Below are 22,239 nucleotides of genomic sequence, written 5' to 3'. Positions count from 1 at the left end.
GGCAACGCTCGGTTATGGTTTGTCGCGTGTGTTGCTTTTAATCAGGCAGTGCGTCCAACGCAGCCATCAGCGCAGGTTGGCGGCATGCCCAATACAAGGCGGCGACGTTCGCTACGACAGTGATCCAGAACCGCAGCTGGAAGGCTGCCTTGCTGGATTTATGCCGGAACAGCGCCTGCGCCAGCAACGCGCCCGGCCAGCCGCCGAGCAGTGCGATGAGGTGCAGGGTGGCTTCCGGTGTGCGTTGCCGGCCGCGTTGGGCTGCGCTCTTGTCGAGCCGGTAGATCAGCATCGCCAGCAAGCTTGTAGCCGCGTACCACAGCGCCAGCAGCGCCGGCAGGTGGCCTGCAACCACCATGGCAGTCATGCCGATCAGGAACAGCAGGGCGAGCGTCTTGCGCGGCAGGCTCTGCTGCTGGGACGTGCCGCGACGCCGTTGCGCAGGTCTGGAAATCAGCAAGCATCCAGGAAGTTGCGTACCGCTGGCCCGAAGCGCGCAAAATCGACCAGGAAGGCATCGTGGCCTTGTGGCGAATCCAGCCCGATGAAGTGTGCCTCGGCACCGCCGGCGCGCAGGCCTTCGGCGATCTGTTCCTGTTGCTGCACCGGGAACAGGATGTCGGTGTTGGCACCGATCGCCAGCGCCCGCGCGATACGGATCTGCGCCAGTCCGGCCAGCACCGTGGCGTCGGTCGAGATGCCTGTATCCGGCCTGGCGGCGACAGCGGCGTTGTCGGCTTGCGTGCCATCGACATGCGCGTCGATGGCCGGGCTGTTGTCGACATACTCGGCCAGATCGAACCAATCCATCGAGCGGCTCAGATACAGGTAGCAGTTGGGATCGAAGAAGCGCACGAAGCGGCGCGCATGGCCTTCCAGATAACTTTCGACCTGGAATTCCAGGCCGAACGGATCGTCGGCGGCCTGTTCGGAATCCAGCCGCACGCGGCCGAAACGGCCATCCCATTCCAGTGCCGAGCGGTAGGTGATCACGCCGAGTTTGCGCGCCATGCGCATGCCCGATTCCGGGTAATGCGTGTCGTCGTAATGGCCGCCGTTCCAGTGCGGGTCCAGGCGGATGGCTTCGCGCTGCAGCGAGCGGATCGCGATCGAGAACGGCAGCGCCTGCGCACTGCCGGAGATATTGATATGGCTGCGCGCGATGCCGGGGTGGCGCAGCAACAACGCCAGTGCGGTCATGCCGCCCATCGAGTTGCCGATCAGGCAGGCCAGTTGTTCGATGCCCAACGCGCGCACCACGTCGGCTGCGGCATCGGCCACATCTTCGATCGACAGTTCCGGGAAACCCAGGCGATACCGCGTGCCGGTGGCAGGGTCGATCGACGCCGGGCCGGTCGAGCCCTTGCAGCTGCCCAACGAATTGACGCAGACAACGAACCAGCGTTCGGTATCGATCGGCTTGCCAGGCCCGAGCATTGCTTCCCACCAGCCCGGCTCTGGATTGGCCGGATTTGCCGCGGCATGCGCATTCGGCGACAGACCGGTGACGATCAACACCGCATTGCTGCGATCGGCTGCCAGCGTGCCCCAGGTTTCGTAGGCGACACGCGCCTGCAGCAGCACACCACCGCGCTTCATCGGAAACGGCGAGGGCAGCGCGTGGAACAGCGTGCCGGGGGGAATGAATTCGGTCATGCGGCAATTCTATCTGCCATGGCAGGTGCCGGGGGGCAGGATGGGAATGGGGAATCGGGAATGGGGAATCGGTTTGAGTCGTTGCTCTGTGTGATGCCACTCTGCAGAGCGGCGGATCTGCTGTTTGGTTGCAGGGCCCTTGCCCGCCCACCGTCGCAGGACACGCCGCAAGTACGTCTTTGTAGGCTCTTACGCGGCATCCATGCCGCGTAAGGTCCCGCGACGGTGGGCGGGCAAGGACCAGTGGAGATTGTCGGGGTGCATGGTTTCAACAACGCAACCGATTCACTCTCTGGCGCGGCGAGGGCATCGCGCGTTCGACCAACGCGGCTTGGATTATCCAGATGACGCTGACGGCAGCTGACAACGTGATGGCGCGCCTGCGTTTTTTGTTAACCGCTTTTGGTCCATTGGCCTCAAGCGTAGTCACCAAACGTGGCGGGCAATCAGCGACCGATTACCAGCTCCACCGGCGCGGCAGTGGGCAGTTCCACCATCACCGGCACGCTCTCGACGTCATCGGCTTGGCGCATCGCATTGCCGCTGCGCGACAGCCGTGCCAGCACCTGCACGGTGTCCAGCGACGACAGCCGGCGCGTCGGCATCGGGCTGTCGCCGTCGTCCAGGGTGATGGTCAACGGCAGCTCGCGCAGCGCGTGTTTTTCCACCGCCACCGGCATCGGCGTGTCGGCGGCGCGCGCAATCACGAAGACGCTGGTGTCGCCCGGCAACCCGGCGCGTTTGGCGAACTCGGCATCCAGCGTCACGCGTACCTGGATGCGTTTGCCGCTGGCTGCATCGGCGGCAGGCGTAGCCGGTGCCTGGATCGGCGCCAGCCTGGCTTCCTGGCGCGCGGCGTTGATCTGTTCCAGCAGGCCGGGGCGGGTAGAGGCATCGACCACGCGCAACAACGGCTCCCAGGTCTCGCTGGCCTTGGCCGGTTCACCGGCCTGGCGCTGCACCACGCCCAGGAACCAGCGTGCGCGTTGATGGTCCGGTTGCACCGCCAGCGCATGTTCCAGCAGGCGCATGGCCTGCGGATCCGGGCGCCCGCTGTCGTCGGCGAGCATGCGCGACTGCGCGGCAGCCACCAGCACATCCGGCTCGTCCGGACGCAGCGCAACCGCGCGCGCAAACGCATCGCGCGCTTCGGCGAATTTCTGTTGGCTGGACAGCGAGCGCCCCAGCAATACCCAGCCTTCGGCCTGATCGGGATTGCGCGCCAGTGCGGCGCGCAGTTGCACGATGGCCTCATCCAGCGAGCGTGGCGTGGCCGGCCGCTCGGCCGGCGCCTGAATCGCGCTCGGCGTGCCGACCAGCCAGTACAGCGCTGCGCTCGCCGTCAGCAGCAACACCGCGATGCTGGCGGTCAGCCCGCGCGCCTCGCGCCACAGCGGCCGCAGCGCCACGCCGAAGACGAGCAGGGTCAGCACCACCACCGCACTGACGAAGCCGACCATCACCACTCCTGCTCATCGGCGGGCAGGGCAGGCGCAGCCACGCTGCGTCGGCGCACCAGCAGCACAATGGCGCCAGCGCCCAGCAACAACACCAGCAGCGGGCCGAACCACAGCAGCCAGGTGCGCGATTCCACGCGCGGGCGGTACAGCACGAACTCGCCATAGCGCGCGACCAGGAACTGGCGGATCTGCGCATCGCTGCGGCCTGCGTGCATCAGCGCCAGTACTTCGCGGCGCAGGTCCTGGGCGATCTGCGCATTGGAATCGGCCAGCGACTGGTTCTGGCACTGCACGCAGCGCAGCTCGGCGGTGAGCGCATGGAAGCGCGCTTCTTCTTCGGCCGAGGCGTAGCGCAGCGGCGCCGGGTCGCCGACCGGCTGGGCCAGCGCCAGCCAGGGCAACAGCAGCAGCGTCAGCAGCCAGGCGCGCATCATTGCTTGGCGTGCAGGTCCGGAGCGGCACTGGGCGAGCGCTCGATCTTGCTCAGTATCGGAATCAGCTGCGTGTCGATGATGGATTGGGTGAGCATGCCGCTGTACTTCCAGCGCACCACGCCGCGCCCGTCGACCAGAAAGGTCTCCGGTGCCGCAGCGATGCCGAAGTCGATCGCGGTACGGCCGTCTTTGTCGGCGACCACCAGCAGGTAGGGGTTGCCCAGCTGTTCGAGCCAGCGCAGCGCATCGTTGCGCTCGTCCTTCCAGTTGTAGCCGATCACGCGCACGCGCTTGGTCAGCGCAAAGCGGCTCAGCACCGGGTGCTCCTCGCGGCAGGCCGGGCACCAGCTACCCCACACGTTGATGATGTACGGCGCGCCGCGCAGTTCGCGCGCATGCACCACGATGCTGGGGTCGTGCAGCAGCGGCAGCGCGAACTCCGGCGCCGGCTTGCCGATCAGCGCAGAGGGCAGGGCATCGCGATCGTCCTGACCGGAGCGCACCACCGCATAGACCAGCAGCGCTGCCAGCGCGAGCAGCAGCACGATGGCACCCACCAGAACCGCAGTAGGCAGGCGGGGTGAACGTGACTCAACCATCTTGGATCTCCGGAGAACGACGAAAACGCCGGTCGGCCGCGGTGACCAGGCCGCCAAGCGCCATCAGCAGCGCTCCCAGCCAGATCCAGCGGACGAACGGTTTGAGGTGGACGCGGACCGCCCAGGCCTGATTGCCCAGGGGTTCGCCAAGCGCGACATACAGGTCGCCGAACGGGCCGGGACGGATCGCCGCCTCGGTCAAGGTCTGCCCGCCGCTGGCGTAGCGGCGTTTTTCCGCATGCAGCAGGCCGACCGGCGCATCGTCCTTGAGCACCTGCAGATTGGCACGGTCGGAGACGTAATTGGGCCCGCGCAGCTCTTCGACATTATCGAAGTGCAGCGCGTAGCGGCCGATCTGCATCTGCTGCCCGGGCGCCAGTGCGACCTCGCGCTGCAGGCTCAGTGATTCCACCAGCAACGCACCGGCCAGGAACACCGCCACGCCCAGGTGCGCCAGCAGCATGCCCAGCATTTCGGCGGTGAGCTTTCGGCCCTTGGCTGCGCGCCGCGTCCACAGGAAGCGCAGCGTGCCCAGTAGCACCCAGGCCGCGCCGGCCACGCCGAGTGCCGCCTTCCACTGGCCCTGCGGCGCGGCGAACCAGGCCAGCACGCCTGCGGCAACCGCCAGACCTGCCCACGGTGCGAGCATCGCCAGCGGACGCGAGGCCTGCTCGCGCTGCCAGCGGGTCAGCGGGCCGAACGGCAACAGCGCCACCAGCGGCGCCATCAGCACCAGGAACAAGGTGCCGAAGTAGGGCGGCCCCACCGACAGCTTGCCCAGGCCCAAGGCGTCGGCCAGCAGCGGATACAGCGTGCCCAGCAACACCATCGCGCAGGCGCAGGCGAGCAGCAGGTTATTCAACAGCAGCAAGGTTTCGCGCGAGCTGCCGGCGAACGCGCGGCGCGGGTCATCGACCAGCGACAGGCGCGGCGCACGCAGTGCGTACAGCAGCAGCGAACCACCGACCACCGCCAGCAGGAACACCAGGATGAACAGGCCGCGCGACGGGTCGGCCGCAAACGCATGCACGCTGGTCAGCACGCCCGAGCGCACCAGGAAGGTGCCCAGCAACGACAGCGAAAAGGCGGCGATCGCCAGCAGCAAGGTCCAGCTGGCGAAGCTGCCGCGCTTTTCGGTGACCGCCTGCGAATGCAGCAAGGCGGTGCCCACCAGCCACGGCATGAAACTGGCGTTTTCCACCGGGTCCCAGAACCACCAGCCGCCCCAGCCCAGCTCGTAATACGCCCACCAGCTGCCGAGTGCGATGCCGACGGTGAGCATGGCCCAGGCCACATTGGTCCACGGCCGCGTCCAGCGCAGCCAGCGCGCATCCATGCGACCTTCCAGCAACGCAGCGATGGCGAAGGCGAACGGCACCGCAAAGCCGACATAGCCGCAATACAGCATCGGCGGATGGATGATCAGCCCCGGGTCCTGCAATAGCGGATTCAGGTCGGCGCCTTCCAGCGGCACCGGCAACAAGCGCGCGAACGGATTGGAGGTGAACAGCAGGAACGCCAGGAAGCCGATGCTGACCAGCGCCATCACCCCCAGCACGCGCGCCACCACCTGCGCGGGCAACTGCCGCGACCACAGCGCCACCGCACCGGTCCACAGCGCCAGCACCAGCGTCCACAGCAATAATGAGCCTTCGTGCGCACCCCATACCGCCGAGTAGCGATACATCACCGGCAGCAGGCTGTTGGAATTCTCGGCGACATAGCGCACCGAAAAATCCTGCACCAGGAAGGCATGCGTCAGCAGCGCGAAGGCCGCTGCGATCAGGCCCAGCTGCAGCAACGCGGCCGGCCGCGCGACCGCCATCCAGCTGCTGCGCCCACGCTGCGCACCGGCCAGCGGTAGCGCGGCCTGCACCAGGGCCACCAGCAAGGCCAGAATCAGCAGGAAGGTACCGAGCTCAGGCAGCATCGGGTTGGCGCGTTGGCGGGCATGCAGTGGTGCGACGCTTGCCGGCGCAATGCAGGGGCGTCATCCGGGCAGCGTCTGCAGGCGCCTGCCCAGGCATCGCGACATCGTCGGCCACGCAGGCAAGCTGCAAGCGATCACAGCGCAGCAAGGCGAACGTTTTGACCCCTGCCATCAACGCAGCGCTCCGGCCTGGTCTGCGGCCGCCGGCACATCGTGCTTGCGGTGCGCGCTGCCCATCTTGTCGGCGACTTCCTTCGGCATGTAGGTCTCGTCGTGCTTGGCCAGCACATCTTCGGCAACGAAGACGCCGTTCTGCATGCGCCCGGTCGCCACCACGGCCTGGCCTTCGCGAAACAGGTCCGGCAGGATGCGGTCGTAGCGCACCGGCAACTGTGCATCGCCATCGGTGACGCGGAACTGCGCTTCCAGCGAACCGGACGCACGTTGGAACGAGCCTTTCTCCACCATGCCGCCGAGCCGGAAGCGCGCATGCTCGCCGGCGTCGCCGCGCAGCACTTCCGACGGTGTGTACAGATAAGCCACATTGCGCTGCAGTGCCATCGCCACCAGCGCGGTCGCCAGGCCACCGGCCAGCACCAGCGCGATCACCAGCCAGATCCGGCGGCGCCGTTGCGGGTTCACCGGATCAGCTCCGCATCGCTGGGCACCGCGCGCTTGCGCTCGCGCAAACGCCGCGCCTGCGCGATCTTCAACGCGCGGCGCAGCTGCCAGCGGCCGGCGATCAGGTCCCACAGCAGCACCAGCACGAATACCGCGTAGGCGGCGATGACGTAGGGCAGGTAGCTCATGCCGCGCCCTCCGGCGCATCGTGCACGATCCAGGCCTTGCCAGCCTCGCGGCGCAGGTTGTCGGCGCGCGCACGCGTCAGCAGCGAACCGGCGAACCAGAACTTGGTGCCGATCACCATCAGCCACAGCGGCAGCAGCATGCTGGCATCGATGCTGGAGGGGCCGAGCAGGCGGATGCTCTGGCCCTGATGCAGCGAATTCCACCACACCACCGAATAGCGGATCACCGGCAGCAGCGCCACGCCGACGATCGCCAGCAAGGCGGCCGCGCGCGCGGCCTGACGGCGATCGTCGATGGCCTGGTACAGACCGATCACGCCCAGATACAGGAACAGCAGGATCAGCTCGGTGGTCAGGCGCGGGTCCCAATCCCACCAGGCGCCCCACATCGGCTTGCCCCAGATGCTGCCGGTCAGCAGGGTGATCACGGTGAACGCCGCGCCGATCGGCGCGCAGGCCATGGCCAGGATTTCGCAGATCTTGATGCGCCAGATCAGCGCGATCGCCGCGTACACCGCCATCAGCCCGAACACGAACAGGCTCATCCACGCGCTCGGCACATGGATATACAGAATGCGGAAGCTATCGCCCTGCTGGTAGTCGGCCGGGACCGCAAACAAGGCCTGCCAGATGCCCACGCCCAGCAACACCGCGGCCAGCGCGTAGCACCACGGCGCCCAGCGCGCAGTGAAACGGTCGAAGATCGGAGGCGAGGCGAGTTGGTGGAACCAGCGGGCGACGACGTTCATGCGATGGCAGCAGCCTTTGGAATGGCATTGGCTCTCGAAACAGCAACAACGCAATGAGTGGAGCGTCTTGTCGACAGCGCATCGACCGCAGGGCTCAACTCAAGGAAATCCGGATCGCGGCAGCCGCAGCCAGCGGTGCCAGCACCACGCCGATCACCAATCCGGCGCCCAGCAACAACAACGCACCCACCGCATCCTGCCCTTGTCCGCTGGCCGCGACACTGCCGGCACCGAACACCAGCACCGGCACGTACAACGGCAACGCCAGCAACGCCACGAGAATACCAGAGCGTTTCATCGTCACCGTCAGCGCCGCAACGACGGCACCAAGCAGACTCAGAAGCGGTGTGCCCAGCGCCAACGATGCCAGCAGCACCGGTAGTTGGTCATGTGGCAGGTGCAGCAATTCGCCCAGCAGCGGCGTCACCGCGATCAACGGCAGTGCGCTGGTCGCCCAGTGCAGCAGCACGCGCACCGCGATCAGCCACGCCAACGGCACCGGCGCCAGCAACCATTGCTCCATCGAGCCGTCTTCCACATCGCTGCGGAACAGCGCATCCAGCGACAGCAGGCCGGCCAGCAGCACCGACAGCCACAGCACCGCCGGTGCGGCCTGCGCCAGCAGGTCCGGGCGACCGCCCAGGCCCAGCGCGAACAACACCACGATCAGCAGCGCGAACAGCGCCGGCTGCAAGGCATCGCTGCGGCGGCGCCACAGCAGTTGCAGGTCGCGGCTGAGCAGCGCGCGCGCGGCCTGCCACAGCGAGGGTTGTGGCGAATGCAGGCTCATGCTGCCGCCTCCAGCGTGAGCATGCGCGTGCGCACCGGCGGCGCCGCATAGGCGCCGTGGGTGGTGACCAGCGCCGCGCCACCGCCGCGCAGGTGCGCGGAGATCATCCGGTTGACCAGGGTGATGCCGTCCAGGTCCAGGTTGGCATAGGGCTCGTCCAGCAGCCACAGCGGGGCCGGCGACAACCACAGCCGCGCCAGCGCCAGGCGCTTGCGCTGGCCGGCCGACAGCTGCCGCACCAGCGCATCCTCGTAGCCGGCCAGGCCGACGATGGCCAGCGCGCTGCCGGGCATCTGTTTGGCGCGGCGGCCATGCAGGCCGCACAGGAAGTGCAGGTTCTCCAGCGTGCTGAGATCGGCCTTCAGCCCCGGCAAATGGCCCAGATAGGCCATGAAGCGGCTGCGGTCGCCGCGCCGCGCGGTCTTGCCGTCGATCTCGATCTGCCCGCGCTCCACATGCAGCAGCCCGGCCAGCACCCGCAGCAGCGTGGTCTTGCCGGCGCCGTTGTCGCCTTGCACCAGCAGCGCCTCGCCGGCATCGACATGGAAATCCAGCGGGCCGAACACCGGCTCCTCGTTGCGGCTGAAAGCCAGCGCGCGCGCCGCCAGCAGCGGTGGCGCAGTGTGCAGCGGTTCGATCATCGGCGCAGCGGGCTCCCGTCGCAGGACGGCATGGGGTGGGCGAGGCAGGGCGCGCATTGTAGCGACGATGGCGCGCTGCCGGGGGCGCGTTCGGCGGCGTGATGTGTCCGGGAACGCTGTTTTGCATCGCCCGGGCGCAACCGCCTGGCGGCTTTGCGTACACTCGCGGTCCCCCCGTTTGTTGCCCGGACAGGCCCGATGCCCCTCACGACCAAGCTGCCCAAGGTGGGCACCACCATCTTCACTGTCATGTCGCAGCTGGCGGCCGAACACGGCGCGGTGAATCTGGGCCAGGGTTTTCCCGATTTCGCGGTGCCGCAGCGGCTGGTCGATGAACTGGCCAAGGCCATGGCGGCCGGCCACAACCAGTACCCGCCGATGACCGGCGTTGCGGCCTTGCGCCAGGCCATCGCCGGCAAGGCGCAGCGCTGTTACGGCGCGCAGGTCGATGCCGACAGCGAGATCACCGTCACCAGCGGTGCCACCGAGGCGATCTTCAACGCCATCCACGCGGTGGTGCGCGCAGGCGAGGAGGTCATCGTGCTGGACCCGGCCTACGACTGCTACGAGCCGGCGATCGACCTGGCCGGCGCGCGCGCCGTGCACGTGGCGCTGGACCCGCAGACCTTCGCCATCGATTGGCCGGCGCTGCGCGCGGCGATCACGCCGAAGACGCGCCTGCTGATGATCAACTCGCCGCACAATCCGTCCGGCGCGATGCTGTCTGCCGATGACATGCAGCGCTTGACCGAGCTGCTGCGCGGCAGCGACATCTTCCTGCTCTCGGACGAGGTGTACGAACACATCGTGTTCGACGGCCGCCGCCACGAATCGGTGTTGCGCTGGCCGGAACTGCGCGAGCGCGCGTTCGTGATTTCCAGCTTCGGCAAGACCTATCACTGCACCGGATGGAAGATCGGCTACGCCATCGCGCCGCCGGCACTGAGCGCCGAGTTCCGCAAGGTGCACCAGTACAACACCTTCACCAGCTTCGGCCCGGCCCAGCACGCGTTCGCCGCGATGATTCGCGACGAACCCGAACACGACGAACACCTCGGCGCGTTCTACCAGGCCAAGCGCGACCGTTTCCGCGAACAGTTGCTGACCACGCGCCTGAAGCCGTTGCCGGTGCCCGGCGGCTATTTCCAGCTGGTCGACTATTCGGCGATCAGCGACCTGCCCGACACCGAGTTCGTGAAGTGGCTGACGGTGGAAAAGGGCGTGGCCGCGATTCCGCTGTCGCCGTTCTACGAGACCGCGCCACAAGGGCAACGACTGGCGCGGCTGTGTTTCGCCAAGAACGATGGAACCCTGGATGCGGCGATCGCGCGGTTGCAGCAGCTCTGAAGAGCTGGGAATGGGGAATCGGGATTCGGGAATCGTAAGAGCGTTACTGGACTCCTTCTCGATTTCTGCCGGCCCGGGACAGGCAATCGTGAGCGCGTCGCTGGTGTTCTTCCTGCCCTCCGACTTTGTCACCCACATAGCGCACAGACACCACCACACCCGCTCTACCCATTCCCGATTCCCCATTCCCCATTCCCGAGCCTCCAATGCACGACCTGCGCATCTCCCTGATCCAAGGCGACACCCGCTGGCATGACCCGGCCGGCAATCGCGACTATTACGGTGCGTTGCTGGAGCCGTTGGCCGGGCAGACCGATCTGGTGATCCTGCCGGAGACCTTCACCAGCGGGTTCTCCAACGACGCCATCGACAAGGCCGAGGACATGCACGGGCCGACCGTGGCCTGGGTGCGTGCGCAGGCGGCGCGGTTGGGTGCGGCCGTCACCGGTAGCGTGCAATTGCGCACGCCCGAAGGCGTGTTCAACCGGCTGCTGTGGGCCACGCCGGACGGAGCGCTGCAGTATTACGACAAGCGCCATCTGTTCCGCTTCGGCAACGAGCACCTGCGCTACGCGGCCGGGCGCGATCGCCTGACGGTGGAGTGGAAGGGCTGGCGGATCAATCCGCAGGTCTGCTACGACCTGCGCTTTCCGGTGTTTTGCCGCAATCGCTTCGATGTCGAGCGGCCGGGCGCGCTGGATTTCGATCTGCAACTGTTCGTCGCCAACTGGCCGTCCGCGCGCGCCTATGCCTGGAAGACGTTGCTGCGCGCACGCGCGATCGAGAACCTGTGCTTTGTGGCAGCGGTCAACCGCGTCGGCGTCGACGGCAATCAGCTGCACTACGCCGGCGACAGCGCCGTGATCGATTTCCTCGGCCAGCCGCAGGTGGAAATCCGCGAGCAGCCACAGGTGGTCACCACCACCCTCAGCGCTGCCGCCCTGGCCGAACACCGCGCACGCTTCCCGGCGATGCTGGATGCGGATGAATTTGTGATTAGGGATTAGGGATTGGTGCAAGCAGGCAAGGCACAGCTCTTTGCTTGCCCGCCGTTGCGAATCCCCAATCCCGAATCCCCAATCCCGGCTACTCACCCAACTTGATCTCGTAGATCTTCGGCCACCGCTTGCCGGTGACGAACAGACGATCGTGCTCGGCGTCGTAGGCGATGCCGTTGAGTACATCGTTGCTTGGGTCGCTCAGGGTGTCGGCGTCCGGCACCAGCGCCTTCAAGTCGATCCAGGCGATGACCTTGCCGCTGGCCGGGTCGATGCGTGCGATGCGGGTGGTCAGCCAGACGTTCGCCAACAGCTCGCCGTTGAGCCATTCCAGCTCGTTGAGATTGTCCAGCGCCTTGCCGCGGGCAGTGACCTTGATGCTGCCGACCTGCTGCAGCGTCTGCGGATCCAGCCGTCGAATGTGGGCGGTGCCATCACTCATGTACAGGCTGCTGTCGTCGCGGGTCAGCGCCCAGCCCTCGCCGGAATAACTGAACTGCGTGCGCGGCGTCAGCGTGGCCAGGTCGTAGACAAACCCGCGCTGGTTGCGCCATGTCAGCTGGATCAGGCAGTCGTGCCAGGCCACGATGCCTTCGCCGAAAAACGGCGCCGGTGTCGAGGCCTGCTGCAGGACGCGGCCGGTCTCCAGCTCGACCTTGCGCACGCTGGACTGGCCCAGTTCGCCGGTGCTCTCGTACAGGTAGCCGTCGAGATAGAACAGGCCTTCGGTAAAGGCGGCGGTGTCGTGCGGATAGGTGCGCACGACGGTATAGCCCTGGGTCGGGATGGTCTCGCCGCAGTGGGCGAGGGTGGGCAGCAGCAGGGCGGCGAAGAGCAGGCTGTAGGCGGTGCGTGGCATGCCGCAATCATCCCATGCCGCCATCGCAGACTATGGCTGCGCAGGCCGCCGGCCGGCGAAATAATGATTCGCTGAACGGTCGCATGCGCGGTGCCGGCATGTTGTCGCGGTTGCCACATCGGCGCTGCTAGGCTCGGCGCCACGTTCACCAACCGGAATGCCCGCATGATCAAGTCCCTTTCCCTCTTCGCGCTGCTGGGCGCCGCAACGCTTGCACCGCAGGCGCAGGCCGCCGGCAACATCGACTGCCAGCTGTCGTTCAACCTGTCGGGCTGGTCGGTGTTCTACAAGACCGCCAGCGGCACCGGCACCATCAAGTGCGACAACGGCGCGGTGATCCCGGTCAAGATCTCCAGCAAGGGCGGCGGCCTGACCGTCGGCAAGTCCAAGATTGTCGGCGGCCGCGGCACCTTCTCCGGCGCCTACAGCCTCAATGATCTGTTCGGCACCTACGCGGCGGCCGAAGCGCATGCCGGCGTGGTCAAGTCCAGCACGGCACAGGTGGTCACCAAGGGCGACATTTCGCTGGCCCTGGCCGGCACGGGCGAGGGCGTCGATCTGGGCGTGGCGGTGGGCAACTTCGTCATCGAGCGTCGCAAGTAAGACGCTGTGCATGCAGCGCAAGCGTCGCCAATGGTCGACGCCTGCGTGAACGCGCAGCGCCCCCAAACAGTGGGCTCTGCGCTGTTGCTGTACGAACTCGGTGTCGCTGCTGTTTCCAGCAACTGCGATGCCGGGCGCGAACAGAAACACCAATAAAAAACGGCCCTTTGCAGGGCCGTTTTTTATTGCGCGTGCCGCAGCTTAGCGACCGCGATTACCACCGCCTGGCGGACGACGATTGCCGCCACCCGGCGGGCGACCACCCGGTCCACGCGGCGCGCCGCCCGGACCACCCGGACCGCGATTGCCGCCCGGACCACGGTTGCCACCGGGGCCACCCGCGCGTGCGCCGGTCGGGCGACCGGCCGCCGGACGTGCCGCGCCATACGGGCTGAAACCCGGGTTGGCGTGATCGGACGGAAAGCTCGGCGCATTGCCCGGATGACCGTACGGGTGCTTGCGCTGACCCTGGCCCTGCGACTGGCCCTGTCCGCTACCGGCGCCGCCACGTCCCGCGCCGCCTGCGCCAGGGCGTGCATTGCCCGCGCCGCCACCTGGGCGTGCACCGCCCGGACCCTTCTTCGCGTACGGGCGCGCCTGGCCGGTGCCAGGGCCACCGGGGCCGGCATTGCGGTGGCCGCTCGGGCCGGTGCTCACGCCATCGGGCACGTACCAGCTGCGGAACGCGGCCGGGTTGCCGTCCGGAAGGCCGCGGTCGCCCTTGGCGGGGGCGCGTTGCTTGAATGGGCGCTGCTGCGACTGCTTGGCTGCCGCTTCGCCGCTGACGGTGAGGCCGCCGCGGAAACCGCCCGGCTTGCCACGGCCACGGCCGCCGCGATCCTCGCGCGGGTTGTCGAAGCGGCGCAGTTCGCGTCCTTCGTCGGCGCCTGAGGTCTGGCCGTTGACGTAGGCATTGCTGCGGCCATCGCGCGAGACGTGCACGGTGGACTTGGCGGCGCGGCGCTGGCCGATCACCGGCTGCAGCGTCAGCGCCGACGGCGCGCCTTCTTCCAGCTTGAGTTCGGCACGCAGGCTGTCGACCTTGTCCTGCGCCACTTCGATGGACTGCCCACGCAGCAGTTCGCGCGGCAGCGAGATCTTGCCGTAGCGGCTGCGCTTGAGGCGACTGACCTGGCAGCCCTGCGACTCCCACAGGCGACGCACTTCGCGGTTGCGGCCTTCCTTGACCACCACGCGGAACCAGTCGTGCGAGTCGGTGCCGCCGATGCGTTCGATCTCGTCGAACTTGGCGCCGCCGTCTTCCAGCAGCACGCCGCGCGACAGGCGCTCGATGATGGCGTCGGAGACCTTGTCCTCGCCTTCCGGGGCGCGTACGCGCACCACGTATTCGCGCTCGACCTCGTAGGAGGGATGCATCATCGCGTTGGCCAGCTCACCGTCGGTGGTCAGCAGCAGCAGGCCGGTGGTGTTGATGTCCAGGCGGCCGATGGCGATCCAGCGCGAGCCCTTCAATGCCGGCAGCGACTCGAACACGGTCGGGCGGCCTTCGGGGTCTTCGCGGGTGGTCACTTCGCCTTCGGGCTTGTTGTAGATCAGCACGCGCGAGGGCTCGGTCAGCGCGCTGGCCACGAAACTGCGGCCATCCAGCTCGATCTTGTCGCCGCTGCGCACCGACATGCCGGTCTGCGCGACGGCGCCATTGACCTTGATCAGGCCATCGGCAATGCGCTGTTCCAGCGCGCGGCGCGACCCCAGTCCGGCTTGGGCCAGCACCTTGTGCAGGCGCTCTTCCAGCTTGGGCGCTTCGGGCGCGCTGTCGCGCTTGAGGGAAAGCTTGTTCAACGACAGCTTGCGGGGGGTGTCACTCATGTGTCTGGCTCCGGCCGACGCGTTCTGGGTCGGCCTCTGGTTCGGAATCGGCTTCGTCAACAGCCACGGTCGTCGTCGCGACGGCGTTGTCTTCGTCTTCGTTCACTGCGTCCGCGCGCGTTCCCGGCGCGGTGTCGGGGTCGCCCTCACGGGCGTCATCTGGGTTCAACGGTTTTGGGTCCTGCGCCGAGGCATGCTCGGGGTGTTGCGGTGTGTCGTTACTCGATTCATTGGCGCTGGCGTGGTCATCGACCGCGTCGGCGTGGTGTTCGTGTTCGTCGTCGACTGCAGTGCCTGGGCTGGCAGTCTGGTCGCTGTCGTCTACATCACTATCGGCATCGCCATCGGCATCAACGGCCATCTCGGTATCGGCATCGACATCGGCGTGCGTTGCGTAGTCGCTGTCGCTGGTTGCGTCGGTGGCGCTGTCCGATGCCGGCAGCACCTCCTCGGCATCGCGGTGCTCTGGCGCGGCGTCGCCCGGGTCGGCATCCACGTCAGCACCTGCATCCGACGCCGCGTCAGTCCGGGCGGCAATCGCCGCATCGGCGCCGGCGCCATCTGCATCCGCCCTATCCGGGTGTGGATCCGTATCCGGACCCGCTTCAGCATGCTCCGCACCCATCGCCGCCGACGCCGGCACCGCGCCGTCCAGTTGGCCGTCGCGGTCCAGCGGCAGCTGCGGTTCCAGCTCGGCAATGTCCTTCAACTCAGACAATGGCGGCAGCTCGTCCAATCGCTTGAGCCCGAAGTAATCCAGGAAGCCCTTGGTAGTGCCGAACAGGGCCGGCTTGCCGGGCACGTCGCGGTGGCCGACCACGCGGATCCACTCGCGTTCTTCCAGCGCCTGGATGATGTTGCTGCTGACCGCCACGCCGCGCACCTGCTCGATCTCGCCGCGGGTGATCGGCTGGCGGTAGGCGATCAGCGCCAGGGTTTCCAGCGTGGCGCGGGTGTACTTGGTGCGGCGCTCGGTCCACAGCCGGGCGACCCAGCCATGCACGTCCGCCTTGACCTGGAAGCGGAACCCGGAGGCCACCTCGACCAGCTCCACGCCGCGCTCGGCGCAGCCGTCGCGCAGCAGTTCCAGCGCGCGCTCGACGCTGCCGGGCGGCGCCGGTTCTTCTTCCGGAAACACGCCCTGCAGCTGCGCCAGCGTCAGCGGCTGGCTGCTCGCCAGCAGGGCGGCTTCGATGATGCGGGTGATCAACGCTTGATCCATTCGGTGATCGGCTTCAGAGGGGTTCGTTGGCGGCATCGCTGTCGTCGAATTCGCTGGAGAATTGCAGCGGCGCATTGGTATTGCCCAAGGCCAGCGACTTCACGTAGATCGGCGCCAGCGGCGCCTCCTGCACGATGTCCAGCAACTGCTCCTTGGCCAGTTCGAGCAGCGCCAGGAAGGTGACCAGCACGCCGAGCTTGCCTTCTTCGGCCGTGAACAGCGATTCGAAACGGTAGAACCTGCCATCGTCCAGGCGGCTCAGCACATCGCCCATGCGCTGGCGCACGCTCAACGCCTCGCGCTTGATCGCATGGCCGGTAAACAGTTCGGCGCGTTTGAGCACGTCGTACAGCGCCATCAGCATTTCTTTCAGTTCCACCGGCGGCGGCAGCTTGACCGCGGCGCGCTCGGGTAGATGCGCCTGCACCGGCGCGCTGTCGCGGCCCATGCGCGGCAGGGTGTCCAGATCCTCGGCAGCCTGCTTGAAGCGTTCGTATTCCTGCAGCCGGCGCACCAGCTCGGCGCGCGGATCGTTTTCTTCGCCTTCCTCGCTGGGCGGGCGCGGCAACAGCATGCGCGACTTGATCTCGGCCAGGATCGCGGCCATCACCAGATATTCGGCCGCCAGTTCGAAGCGCAGCTCCTGCATTACGTTGATGTAATCCACGTACTGCCGGGTGATCTCGGCGACGGGGATATCCAGGATGTCCAGATTCTGCCGGCGGATCAGATACAGCAGCAGGTCCAGCGGACCTTCGAAGGCATCCAGGATGACTTCCAGCGCGTCCGGCGGAATATACAGATCCTGCGGGATCTGCAGCACCGCTTGCCCATGCACCACCGCCAGCCGCATTTCCTGCTGCTGTGGCGGCGCGCTCGTGGCTGGCGGATTCGCGTCGTGCGCGAGTTCGGAATTCATCAGGTCGACATCGGGTCTTACGGTCGCCGGCCACGGTCGGAGCCGCGCCTGCAGGGCTTTGCCTTGAGTTATTGCGATCAATGTCGTGCCCGTGCCGGCACGATCCTACAAATCCACATACAACGTGCGCCGCGTGGCATGCGGCGACGGAACAGCGAGGAGGTCGTCTACGCGGGTCGGCGGTGGGCAGCGAATCGGTCGTCGAGGAGGCGTGGGGCCTGGGCCGACGGGCCGCTGCGTCCGATTGCGTGTGCAGTGGTGGCAAGGGTAATGCGTGCGCGGGGGCGGTGTCCAGCGCCGAGGCGGCTAGAATCCCGGGGCTGTTCTTCACGTCTTGGGCGAGGTGGCCTATGTGGTACGTAATCGAAGGGTATGACCGGGCCGACGCACTGGCGGCCCGGCAGCAGGCGCGACCGGCGCATCTGGCCCGTTTGCAGGCGCTGGCGGCGGCAGGGCGCCTGCTGGTGGCCGGGCCATGTCCGGCGATCGATGCGGAGGATCCGGGCCCGGCCGGTTTCAGTGGCAGCGTGGTCATCGCCGAATTCGACGCGCTGGATGACGCCCGCGCCTGGGCCGATGCCGATCCGTATGTCGAGGTGGGCGTGTACGTGCGCACCGAGGTGCGTCCGTTCCGCCGGGTGCTGCCATGAGCCGGGTCGAGCGGATCCGCACCGCGCTGCAGGCGGCGCTGGCGCCGACCGAACTGGACGTGGTGGACGACAGCCATCGCCATGCTGGGCATGCCGGCGCGCGCGACGGCCGTGGGCATTTCAATGTGCGCGTGGTCAGCGCCGCCTTCGCCGGCAAGCCGCCGCTGGCGCGGCACCGCGCGGTCTATGCCGCGGTCGGGGAGATGATGCAGACCGATATCCACGCGCTGTCGATCGAGGCGATCGCGCCCGGCGAGGCGGGCTAACAGGCCAATCAAGCCGCCGTCGTAGGAGCGCACCCGGGCGCGACGGATTTATCGGTAAGGCCTGTCGCGCCCGGGTGCGCTCCTACGCGAGGGACCGTTCCCTGCAGAGAGCCAAACCGCCCCAACCGTGATCGCCGTCGACCTTCATCCGTGGACATATGGGCGATATTTGTTGCGTCGCAACACATCGCTTCACGTATTCATCACTTGCAGATGCTTGATCTGTAAGCGTTTTCACGGGCGTGAAGACAGGGGTTTACGCCCTTGTATGAAAACGCTTACAGTCCGCGCCAGTTTTGGGAACTCGGTCGCGGAGGGCGACACGAATGGCCAAGGGTGCGGTCACAATCAAAGATGTCGCCAGGGAAGCACAGGTCTCCGTTGCAACGGTGTCGCGTGCGCTCAATGGGCATGACAACGTCGCCGGGCCGGTGCGCCAGCTGGTGCAGGACGTGGCCGCGCGCCTGCGCTACAGCCCGCATGCGGCAGCCCGCAGCCTCAGCAGTCGACGCACCCAGACCCTGGGCGTGGTGCTGCCGGACCTGTATGGCGAATTCTTTTCCGAGCTGATCCGCGGGATCGATGGTGCGGCGCGTGCCGCCGGCCAGCATCTGCTGGTGTCCAGTTACCACGGCGACCCGGAAGCGCAGGGCAGGGCACTGCAGTCCATGCGCGGGCGCGTGGATGGTCTGCTGGTGCTGTCGCCGTATGCCGAGCAGCCCGGGTTCCTCACCGACAACCTGCCGCAGGCGCTGCCCACGGTATTGATCAACGCGCATCTCCCCGGCGACGCCTATCCGGTGCTGAGCATCGACGACCATGCCGGCGCGATGGCGATGACCGAACATCTGTTGTCGGCCGGACATCGGCGCATCGCCTTCATCGGCGGGCCAGCGCTGAATTTCGATGCGCGCGAACGCCTGCGTGGCTTCCGCGATGCGATCGCCGCCTACGGCGATACCGCGCAGGGCATCGAATTCCCCGGCGACTTCGACGAGGCCTCCGGCCACCGCGCCGGCCAGGCGATGCTGGCCGGCGGCACGCTGCCCGACGCGGTCTTCGCCGCCAACGACATGACCGCGCTGGGCTGCCTGTACGCGTTTGTCCAGGCCGATGTCTCGGTGCCCGGCGATGTGGCACTGGCCGGTTTCGACGATATTCCGCTGGCCCGTTTCGTCCATCCGGCGCTGACCACGATGCGGGTCAGCATCGCGCGCCTGGGCGAGCAGGCGATGTCCCGGCTGATGCGGCTGGTGGACCAGCCCGGCCGCGACGACGGCATCCGCCAATTGCTCACACCCGAGCTGGTGATCCGCGCCTCCTGCGGCGCCGGCGAGCCCGGCCCCTGAGGTTTCCTGCCCGCTGACCCTTTTCGCGGACGTTCTGTCCGCTCCCGCTGCCCCCCGCAGCGGTCGTTCCTGCAAGTCGCAACGCCACAACAACAATCTGTACCGATCCCTGGAGGGACCAATGCGCCACCACTACCCCCATTCCGCCAGTCCGGCGCGCAAGCTGCTCAGCTGCGCCCTGGCCAGTTGCCTGCTGCTTGGTGCCGCACCGGCCTTTGCGCAGAGTGCTGCGGCGACCATCCGCGGCCAGGTCACCGTCGACTCGGCGCCTGCCAGCCAGGCCCAGGTCACCGCGACCAATCTCGCCACCGGCCTGACCCGCACCGTGCAGGTCAGCAACGGCGGCTACTCGCTCGGCGGCCTGCCGCCGGGTTCGTACCGCCTGGACGTCACCGCCAACGGCCAGACCACCTCGCAGAACGTCACCGTGCAGGTCGGCCAGACCGCGACCCTGAACCTGGGCGTCGGCGGCGAACCGGCCACGGCTGACGGTGGTAACGCCACCACGCTGGACGCGGTGCAGGTCAAGGCCCCGCCGGTACTGGTGGAAACCCGTACCTCCGAAAACGCCACCTATATCTCCAACGTGCAGATCCAGAACCTGCCGCGTGCCACGCGCAACTTCCTGGAACTGGCCGACACCGTGCCGAACGTGCAGTTCACCCGCGAGGCCAACGGCACCACCAAGGTGCGCTCGGGTGCCACCTCGGCCGAAGGCACCAACGTCTACATCGACGGCGTGAGCCAGAAGAACTACGTGCTGACCGGCGGCGTCAGCGGCCAGGATTCCAGCCGCGGCAATCCGTTCCCGCAGTCGGCAATCGGCGAGTACAAGGTCATCACCTCCAACTACAAGGCCGAGTTCGACCAGGTCAGCGGCGCGGCCATCGTGGCCTCGTCCAAGTCCGGTACCAACGATTTCCACGGCAGCTTTTTCTGGGATACCAGCAACGACAGCTGGCGCGAAGAAAGCCCGCTGGAAAAGCGCGCCGGCGTGCGTGACGACTTCGAGGAAACCCAGTACGGCGCCACCTTCAGCGGCCCGATCCTCAAGGACAAGGCGCATTTCTTCGTCGCCTATGAAGCCAAGGAATACACCACCCCGAACGTGGTGATCCCCGGTTCGATCTATTCGGACCGCGTCGATCAGCTGCCCACGCAGTTGCAGCCGCTGGTCGCCACCTACAGCACGCCGTTCAAGGAAGACCTGTACTTCGCCAAGATCGACTGGACCATCGGCGACAACAGCCTGTTCGAGCTGAGCGGAAAGTACCGCAAGGAAGACGAGCTCAACGACGTCGGCGGCACCTCGACCCTCGAGCACGGCAGCATCAACGGCCAGGAAGAAAAGCGCGCCAACCTGCGTTGGCAGTACAGCGGTGCCAACTTCCTCAACGAAGCCAACCTCAGCTACGAGAGCGCGTTCTGGAACCAGGCGCCGATCAACAACGGCAACGGCTACATCCTCAGCTATACGCCCAACCGCGGTAACGAGACCGACGTGCTTGCCGCCGGCGCCGGCAGCAGCTTCCAGCGCAAGGGCCAGAAGGGCTGGACCTTCCAGGACGATTTGACCCTGAACAGCCTGGAATGGCACGGCGCGCACACCGTCAAGATGGGCGTGAAGTTCAAGAGCATCGATCTGGATTCCACCCAGTTCAATCCGGCCAACCCGCAGTACTACTACAACATCCTCAGCGATGTCGAAACGCCGTACCGGGTGCGCTTCGGTGCGCCGCTGGTCGACGGTGGCGGTTCGGTGGTGTCCGAGAACAAGCAGTACGGCATCTACCTGCAGGACGACTGGGAGGTCAACGAGCACTGGACCCTGAACCTGGGCGTGCGCTACGACTACGAAGAAACCCCGGCGTTCCTGGACTTCGTGACCCCGTCCGACGTCGCTGGTGCGCTGCAGAACTGGACCAACCTGCGCAACGCCAACTACGACATCAACAACTTCATCAGCACCGGCAACAATCGCAAGGCATTCAAGAATGCCTGGCAGCCGCGCCTGGGCGCCTCCTATGACCTGTTCGGCGATCAGGCGCATGTGATCTATGGCGGTGCCGGCCGTGCCTACGACCGCAACATCTTCGACTACCTGGCGCTCGAGCAGCTCAACAACTCGTTCAACTCCTATAGCTACTACTTCACCAGCGCCAATAACCCGGCCTGCCTGGGCGACCCGTGTACCGCATGGAATCCGGCCTACAACACCCAGGAGGGCCTGAACACGCTGACAGCCAGCAGCGGTGGCGGCGGCGGTCGCGAGGTCTACCTGATCGACAACAACATCAAGACCCCGTACTCCGATCAATTCAGCATCGGCATGCGCAACATGGTGCCGCTGTGGGGCCAGGACTGGTTCACCGACGTGACCCTGAGCCGCATCGAAAGCCATGACGGTTTCGCGTTCGTGCGCGGCAACCGCCTGCCGGACGGGTCGTTCTTCCAGCCGGGCACCACTTCCGGCTCGCCGACCGACGGCCCTGATGGCTACAGCGCCATCGTGCTGGGGACCAACGGCGTGGAAACCCGCAACAACCAGCTCGCCCTGCAGGTCGAAAAGCCGTTCGACGAGGAGTCCGGCTGGGGCCTGACGGTGGCCTACACCTATTCCGATGCCAAGGAGAACCGCCAGTTTGGCGAGCATTACGCCCTGGATCGCGAACGCATCGAGGACTACGGCTGGCGCGAGGCCGGCGGCATTCCGAAGAATCGCCTGGTGGTCACCGGCATCTACGAGCTGCCGTACGAGATCAAGCTGTCCGGCAAGCTGTCGCTGGCCAGCCAGACCGCGCGTTACGGGCAGAACTGCCTGGCCGGCAACGACCAGTGCTACATCGTGCAGTTCAAGCCGGACGGCACGCTGGGCTACAAGGAGTTCAGCATCGCCGCCAATAAAGAGTGGGATACCGGCGCAGGTGTCAAATTCAACGTGCGTGCGGATATCCTCAACGTGTTCAATTGGGTGAACTACGCCAACTTTAACGGCGAGACCGGGACACTCGGAGACTTGAACACGGCTTACGGCACCCCGACCGGTGTGCTGGCGTCGCCGATGCGTACCTTCCGTCTGGCCTTCGGCCTGAACTGGTGAGGTACTCGACCGCCCCGGCAGTTTCCGG

General features: G+C 66.7%; 22 protein-coding genes. 7 read left to right on the top strand and 15 right to left on the bottom strand.

Annotated features, from left to right (window positions below; translation table 11 throughout):
- Positions 1-37: 37 nt before the first annotated feature.
- From AC06DU_RS11720 to ccmA, 11 genes are all read right to left on the bottom strand, one after another.
- Positions 38-460 carry a DUF1294 domain-containing protein gene (locus AC06DU_RS11720; RefSeq protein WP_478202472.1) on the bottom strand — a complete coding sequence of 141 codons (423 nt, stop codon included), beginning with the start codon at positions 458-460 and terminating at the stop codon, positions 38-40.
- A complete protein-coding gene (gene metX, locus AC06DU_RS11715) occupies positions 454-1,656 on the bottom strand; it encodes a homoserine O-acetyltransferase MetX (protein ID WP_024939987.1) in 1,203 nt (400 codons plus the stop codon). Before metX ends, AC06DU_RS11720 begins: the two co-directional genes overlap by 7 nt.
- Positions 1,657-2,102: 446 nt before the next feature.
- Positions 2,103-3,116: a tetratricopeptide repeat protein gene (locus AC06DU_RS11710; RefSeq protein WP_478202470.1), complete on the bottom strand. Its 1,014-nt coding sequence runs from the start codon at positions 3,114-3,116 to the stop codon at positions 2,103-2,105.
- On the bottom strand, positions 3,116-3,550 hold the full coding sequence (locus AC06DU_RS11705) for a cytochrome c-type biogenesis protein (RefSeq protein ID WP_024939985.1): 435 nt from the start codon (positions 3,548-3,550) through the stop codon (positions 3,116-3,118). Before AC06DU_RS11705 ends, AC06DU_RS11710 begins: the two co-directional genes overlap by 1 nt.
- Complete coding sequence (locus AC06DU_RS11700) at positions 3,547-4,149, bottom strand: DsbE family thiol:disulfide interchange protein (protein WP_478202469.1); 603 nt, start codon at positions 4,147-4,149, stop codon at positions 3,547-3,549. Before AC06DU_RS11700 ends, AC06DU_RS11705 begins: the two co-directional genes overlap by 4 nt.
- Positions 4,142-6,079 carry a heme lyase CcmF/NrfE family subunit gene (locus tag AC06DU_RS11695; protein WP_478202467.1) on the bottom strand — a complete coding sequence of 646 codons (1,938 nt, stop codon included), beginning with the start codon at positions 6,077-6,079 and terminating at the stop codon, positions 4,142-4,144. The genes AC06DU_RS11700 and AC06DU_RS11695 overlap by 8 nt, the downstream gene beginning before the upstream one ends.
- Positions 6,080-6,250: 171 nt before the next feature.
- Complete coding sequence (gene ccmE, locus AC06DU_RS11690; RefSeq protein ID WP_039515161.1) at positions 6,251-6,721, bottom strand: cytochrome c maturation protein CcmE; 471 nt, start codon at positions 6,719-6,721, stop codon at positions 6,251-6,253.
- Entirely contained in the window at positions 6,718-6,888 is a 171-nt protein-coding gene (locus AC06DU_RS11685; protein WP_024939981.1) for a heme exporter protein CcmD, read from the bottom strand. The genes ccmE and AC06DU_RS11685 overlap by 4 nt, the downstream gene beginning before the upstream one ends.
- Positions 6,885-7,637: a heme ABC transporter permease CcmC gene (gene ccmC, locus AC06DU_RS11680; protein WP_024939980.1), complete on the bottom strand. Its 753-nt coding sequence runs from the start codon at positions 7,635-7,637 to the stop codon at positions 6,885-6,887. Before ccmC ends, AC06DU_RS11685 begins: the two co-directional genes overlap by 4 nt.
- A gap of 94 nt (positions 7,638-7,731) precedes the next feature.
- A complete protein-coding gene (gene ccmB / locus AC06DU_RS11675) occupies positions 7,732-8,427 on the bottom strand; it encodes a heme exporter protein CcmB (protein WP_006452115.1) in 696 nt (231 codons plus the stop codon).
- On the bottom strand, positions 8,424-9,068 hold the full coding sequence (gene ccmA, locus AC06DU_RS11670; RefSeq protein WP_039527017.1) for a heme ABC exporter ATP-binding protein CcmA: 645 nt from the start codon (positions 9,066-9,068) through the stop codon (positions 8,424-8,426). Before ccmA ends, ccmB begins: the two co-directional genes overlap by 4 nt.
- 198 nt (positions 9,069-9,266) lie before the next feature.
- Here ccmA and AC06DU_RS11665 point away from each other — a divergent pair, with 198 nt between their 5' ends.
- Positions 9,267-10,415, top strand: a complete 1,149-nt coding sequence (locus tag AC06DU_RS11665; RefSeq protein WP_478202466.1) for a pyridoxal phosphate-dependent aminotransferase — start codon at positions 9,267-9,269, stop codon at positions 10,413-10,415.
- Positions 10,416-10,621: 206 nt separating this feature from the next.
- A complete protein-coding gene (locus AC06DU_RS11660) occupies positions 10,622-11,422 on the top strand; it encodes an amidohydrolase (RefSeq protein ID WP_184378252.1) in 801 nt (266 codons plus the stop codon).
- A gap of 79 nt (positions 11,423-11,501) precedes the next feature.
- Here the strand turns inward: AC06DU_RS11660 and AC06DU_RS11655 are convergent, their stop codons facing one another.
- The gene (locus AC06DU_RS11655; protein WP_478202464.1) at positions 11,502-12,272 is read right to left on the bottom strand and encodes a glutaminyl-peptide cyclotransferase; all 771 of its coding nucleotides are present in this window, start codon (positions 12,270-12,272) and stop codon (positions 11,502-11,504) included.
- Positions 12,273-12,437: 165 nt separating this feature from the next.
- On the opposite strand from AC06DU_RS11655, the gene AC06DU_RS11650 reads away from it, so the two are divergent.
- Positions 12,438-12,875, top strand: coding sequence for a hypothetical protein (locus tag AC06DU_RS11650; protein WP_016904973.1), 438 nt, complete (start codon positions 12,438-12,440; stop codon positions 12,873-12,875).
- A gap of 201 nt (positions 12,876-13,076) precedes the next feature.
- Here the strand turns inward: AC06DU_RS11650 and AC06DU_RS11645 are convergent, their stop codons facing one another.
- Genes AC06DU_RS11645 through AC06DU_RS11635 form a run of 3 tightly spaced genes read right to left on the bottom strand, consistent with a single transcriptional unit; the run spans position 13,077 to position 16,846 of the window.
- Complete coding sequence (locus tag AC06DU_RS11645; protein WP_102251915.1) at positions 13,077-14,705, bottom strand: pseudouridine synthase; 1,629 nt, start codon at positions 14,703-14,705, stop codon at positions 13,077-13,079.
- On the bottom strand, positions 14,698-15,963 hold the full coding sequence (scpB, locus tag AC06DU_RS11640; protein WP_478202463.1) for an SMC-Scp complex subunit ScpB: 1,266 nt from the start codon (positions 15,961-15,963) through the stop codon (positions 14,698-14,700). Before scpB ends, AC06DU_RS11645 begins: the two co-directional genes overlap by 8 nt.
- Positions 15,941-16,846: a segregation and condensation protein A gene (locus AC06DU_RS11635; protein WP_024940608.1), complete on the bottom strand. Its 906-nt coding sequence runs from the start codon at positions 16,844-16,846 to the stop codon at positions 15,941-15,943. The genes scpB and AC06DU_RS11635 overlap by 23 nt, the downstream gene beginning before the upstream one ends.
- A gap of 350 nt (positions 16,847-17,196) precedes the next feature.
- Between AC06DU_RS11635 and AC06DU_RS11630 the strand changes: the two genes are divergently transcribed.
- From AC06DU_RS11630 to AC06DU_RS11615, 4 genes are all read left to right on the top strand, one after another.
- Positions 17,197-17,496 (top strand): YciI family protein, encoded by a 300-nt coding sequence (locus AC06DU_RS11630; RefSeq protein ID WP_478202461.1) that lies wholly within the window; start codon positions 17,197-17,199, stop codon positions 17,494-17,496.
- On the top strand, positions 17,493-17,762 hold the full coding sequence (locus AC06DU_RS11625) for a BolA family protein (RefSeq protein ID WP_039521812.1): 270 nt from the start codon (positions 17,493-17,495) through the stop codon (positions 17,760-17,762). Before AC06DU_RS11630 ends, AC06DU_RS11625 begins: the two co-directional genes overlap by 4 nt.
- Before the next feature lie 326 nt (positions 17,763-18,088).
- Complete coding sequence (locus AC06DU_RS11620; RefSeq protein ID WP_349783234.1) at positions 18,089-19,111, top strand: LacI family DNA-binding transcriptional regulator; 1,023 nt, start codon at positions 18,089-18,091, stop codon at positions 19,109-19,111.
- A 121-nt stretch (positions 19,112-19,232) separates the two neighbouring features.
- Positions 19,233-22,211, top strand: coding sequence for a TonB-dependent receptor (locus tag AC06DU_RS11615; RefSeq protein ID WP_478202459.1), 2,979 nt, complete (start codon positions 19,233-19,235; stop codon positions 22,209-22,211).
- Positions 22,212-22,239 lie beyond the last annotated feature (28 nt).

The sequence above is a fragment of the Xanthomonas sp. NCPPB 3200 genome, assembly GCF_056393585.1.
Note: the sequence above shows the minus strand (reverse complement) of the source record. Positions and strands in the feature narration are given on the sequence as shown.

Bases quoted from the DNA above. Each gene is read 5' to 3' on its own strand.
- metX (WP_024939987.1), bottom strand. From the start codon at position 1,656: ATGACCGAATTCATTCCCCCCGGCACGCTGTTCCACGCGCTGCCCTCG.
- AC06DU_RS11710 (WP_478202470.1), bottom strand. From the start codon at position 3,116: ATGGTCGGCTTCGTCAGTGCGGTGGTGGTGCTGACCCTGCTCGTCTTC.
- AC06DU_RS11705 (WP_024939985.1), bottom strand. From the start codon at position 3,550: ATGATGCGCGCCTGGCTGCTGACGCTGCTGCTGTTGCCCTGGCTGGCG.
- AC06DU_RS11700 (WP_478202469.1), bottom strand. From the start codon at position 4,149: ATGGTTGAGTCACGTTCACCCCGCCTGCCTACTGCGGTTCTGGTGGGT.
- AC06DU_RS11695 (WP_478202467.1), bottom strand. From the start codon at position 6,079: ATGCTGCCTGAGCTCGGTACCTTCCTGCTGATTCTGGCCTTGCTGGTG.
- AC06DU_RS11685 (WP_024939981.1), bottom strand. From the start codon at position 6,888: ATGAGCTACCTGCCCTACGTCATCGCCGCCTACGCGGTATTCGTGCTG.
- ccmC (WP_024939980.1), bottom strand. From the start codon at position 7,637: ATGAACGTCGTCGCCCGCTGGTTCCACCAACTCGCCTCGCCTCCGATC.
- ccmB (WP_006452115.1), bottom strand. From the start codon at position 8,427: ATGAGCCTGCATTCGCCACAACCCTCGCTGTGGCAGGCCGCGCGCGCG.
- ccmA (WP_039527017.1), bottom strand. From the start codon at position 9,068: ATGATCGAACCGCTGCACACTGCGCCACCGCTGCTGGCGGCGCGCGCG.
- AC06DU_RS11665 (WP_478202466.1), top strand. From the start codon at position 9,267: ATGCCCCTCACGACCAAGCTGCCCAAGGTGGGCACCACCATCTTCACT.
- AC06DU_RS11660 (WP_184378252.1), top strand. From the start codon at position 10,622: ATGCACGACCTGCGCATCTCCCTGATCCAAGGCGACACCCGCTGGCAT.
- AC06DU_RS11655 (WP_478202464.1), bottom strand. From the start codon at position 12,272: ATGCCACGCACCGCCTACAGCCTGCTCTTCGCCGCCCTGCTGCTGCCC.
- AC06DU_RS11650 (WP_016904973.1), top strand. From the start codon at position 12,438: ATGATCAAGTCCCTTTCCCTCTTCGCGCTGCTGGGCGCCGCAACGCTT.
- AC06DU_RS11645 (WP_102251915.1), bottom strand. From the start codon at position 14,705: ATGAGTGACACCCCCCGCAAGCTGTCGTTGAACAAGCTTTCCCTCAAG.
- scpB (WP_478202463.1), bottom strand. From the start codon at position 15,963: ATGCCGCCAACGAACCCCTCTGAAGCCGATCACCGAATGGATCAAGCG.
- AC06DU_RS11635 (WP_024940608.1), bottom strand. From the start codon at position 16,846: ATGAATTCCGAACTCGCGCACGACGCGAATCCGCCAGCCACGAGCGCG.
- AC06DU_RS11630 (WP_478202461.1), top strand. From the start codon at position 17,197: ATGTGGTACGTAATCGAAGGGTATGACCGGGCCGACGCACTGGCGGCC.
- AC06DU_RS11625 (WP_039521812.1), top strand. From the start codon at position 17,493: ATGAGCCGGGTCGAGCGGATCCGCACCGCGCTGCAGGCGGCGCTGGCG.
- AC06DU_RS11620 (WP_349783234.1), top strand. From the start codon at position 18,089: ATGGCCAAGGGTGCGGTCACAATCAAAGATGTCGCCAGGGAAGCACAG.
- AC06DU_RS11615 (WP_478202459.1), top strand. From the start codon at position 19,233: ATGCGCCACCACTACCCCCATTCCGCCAGTCCGGCGCGCAAGCTGCTC.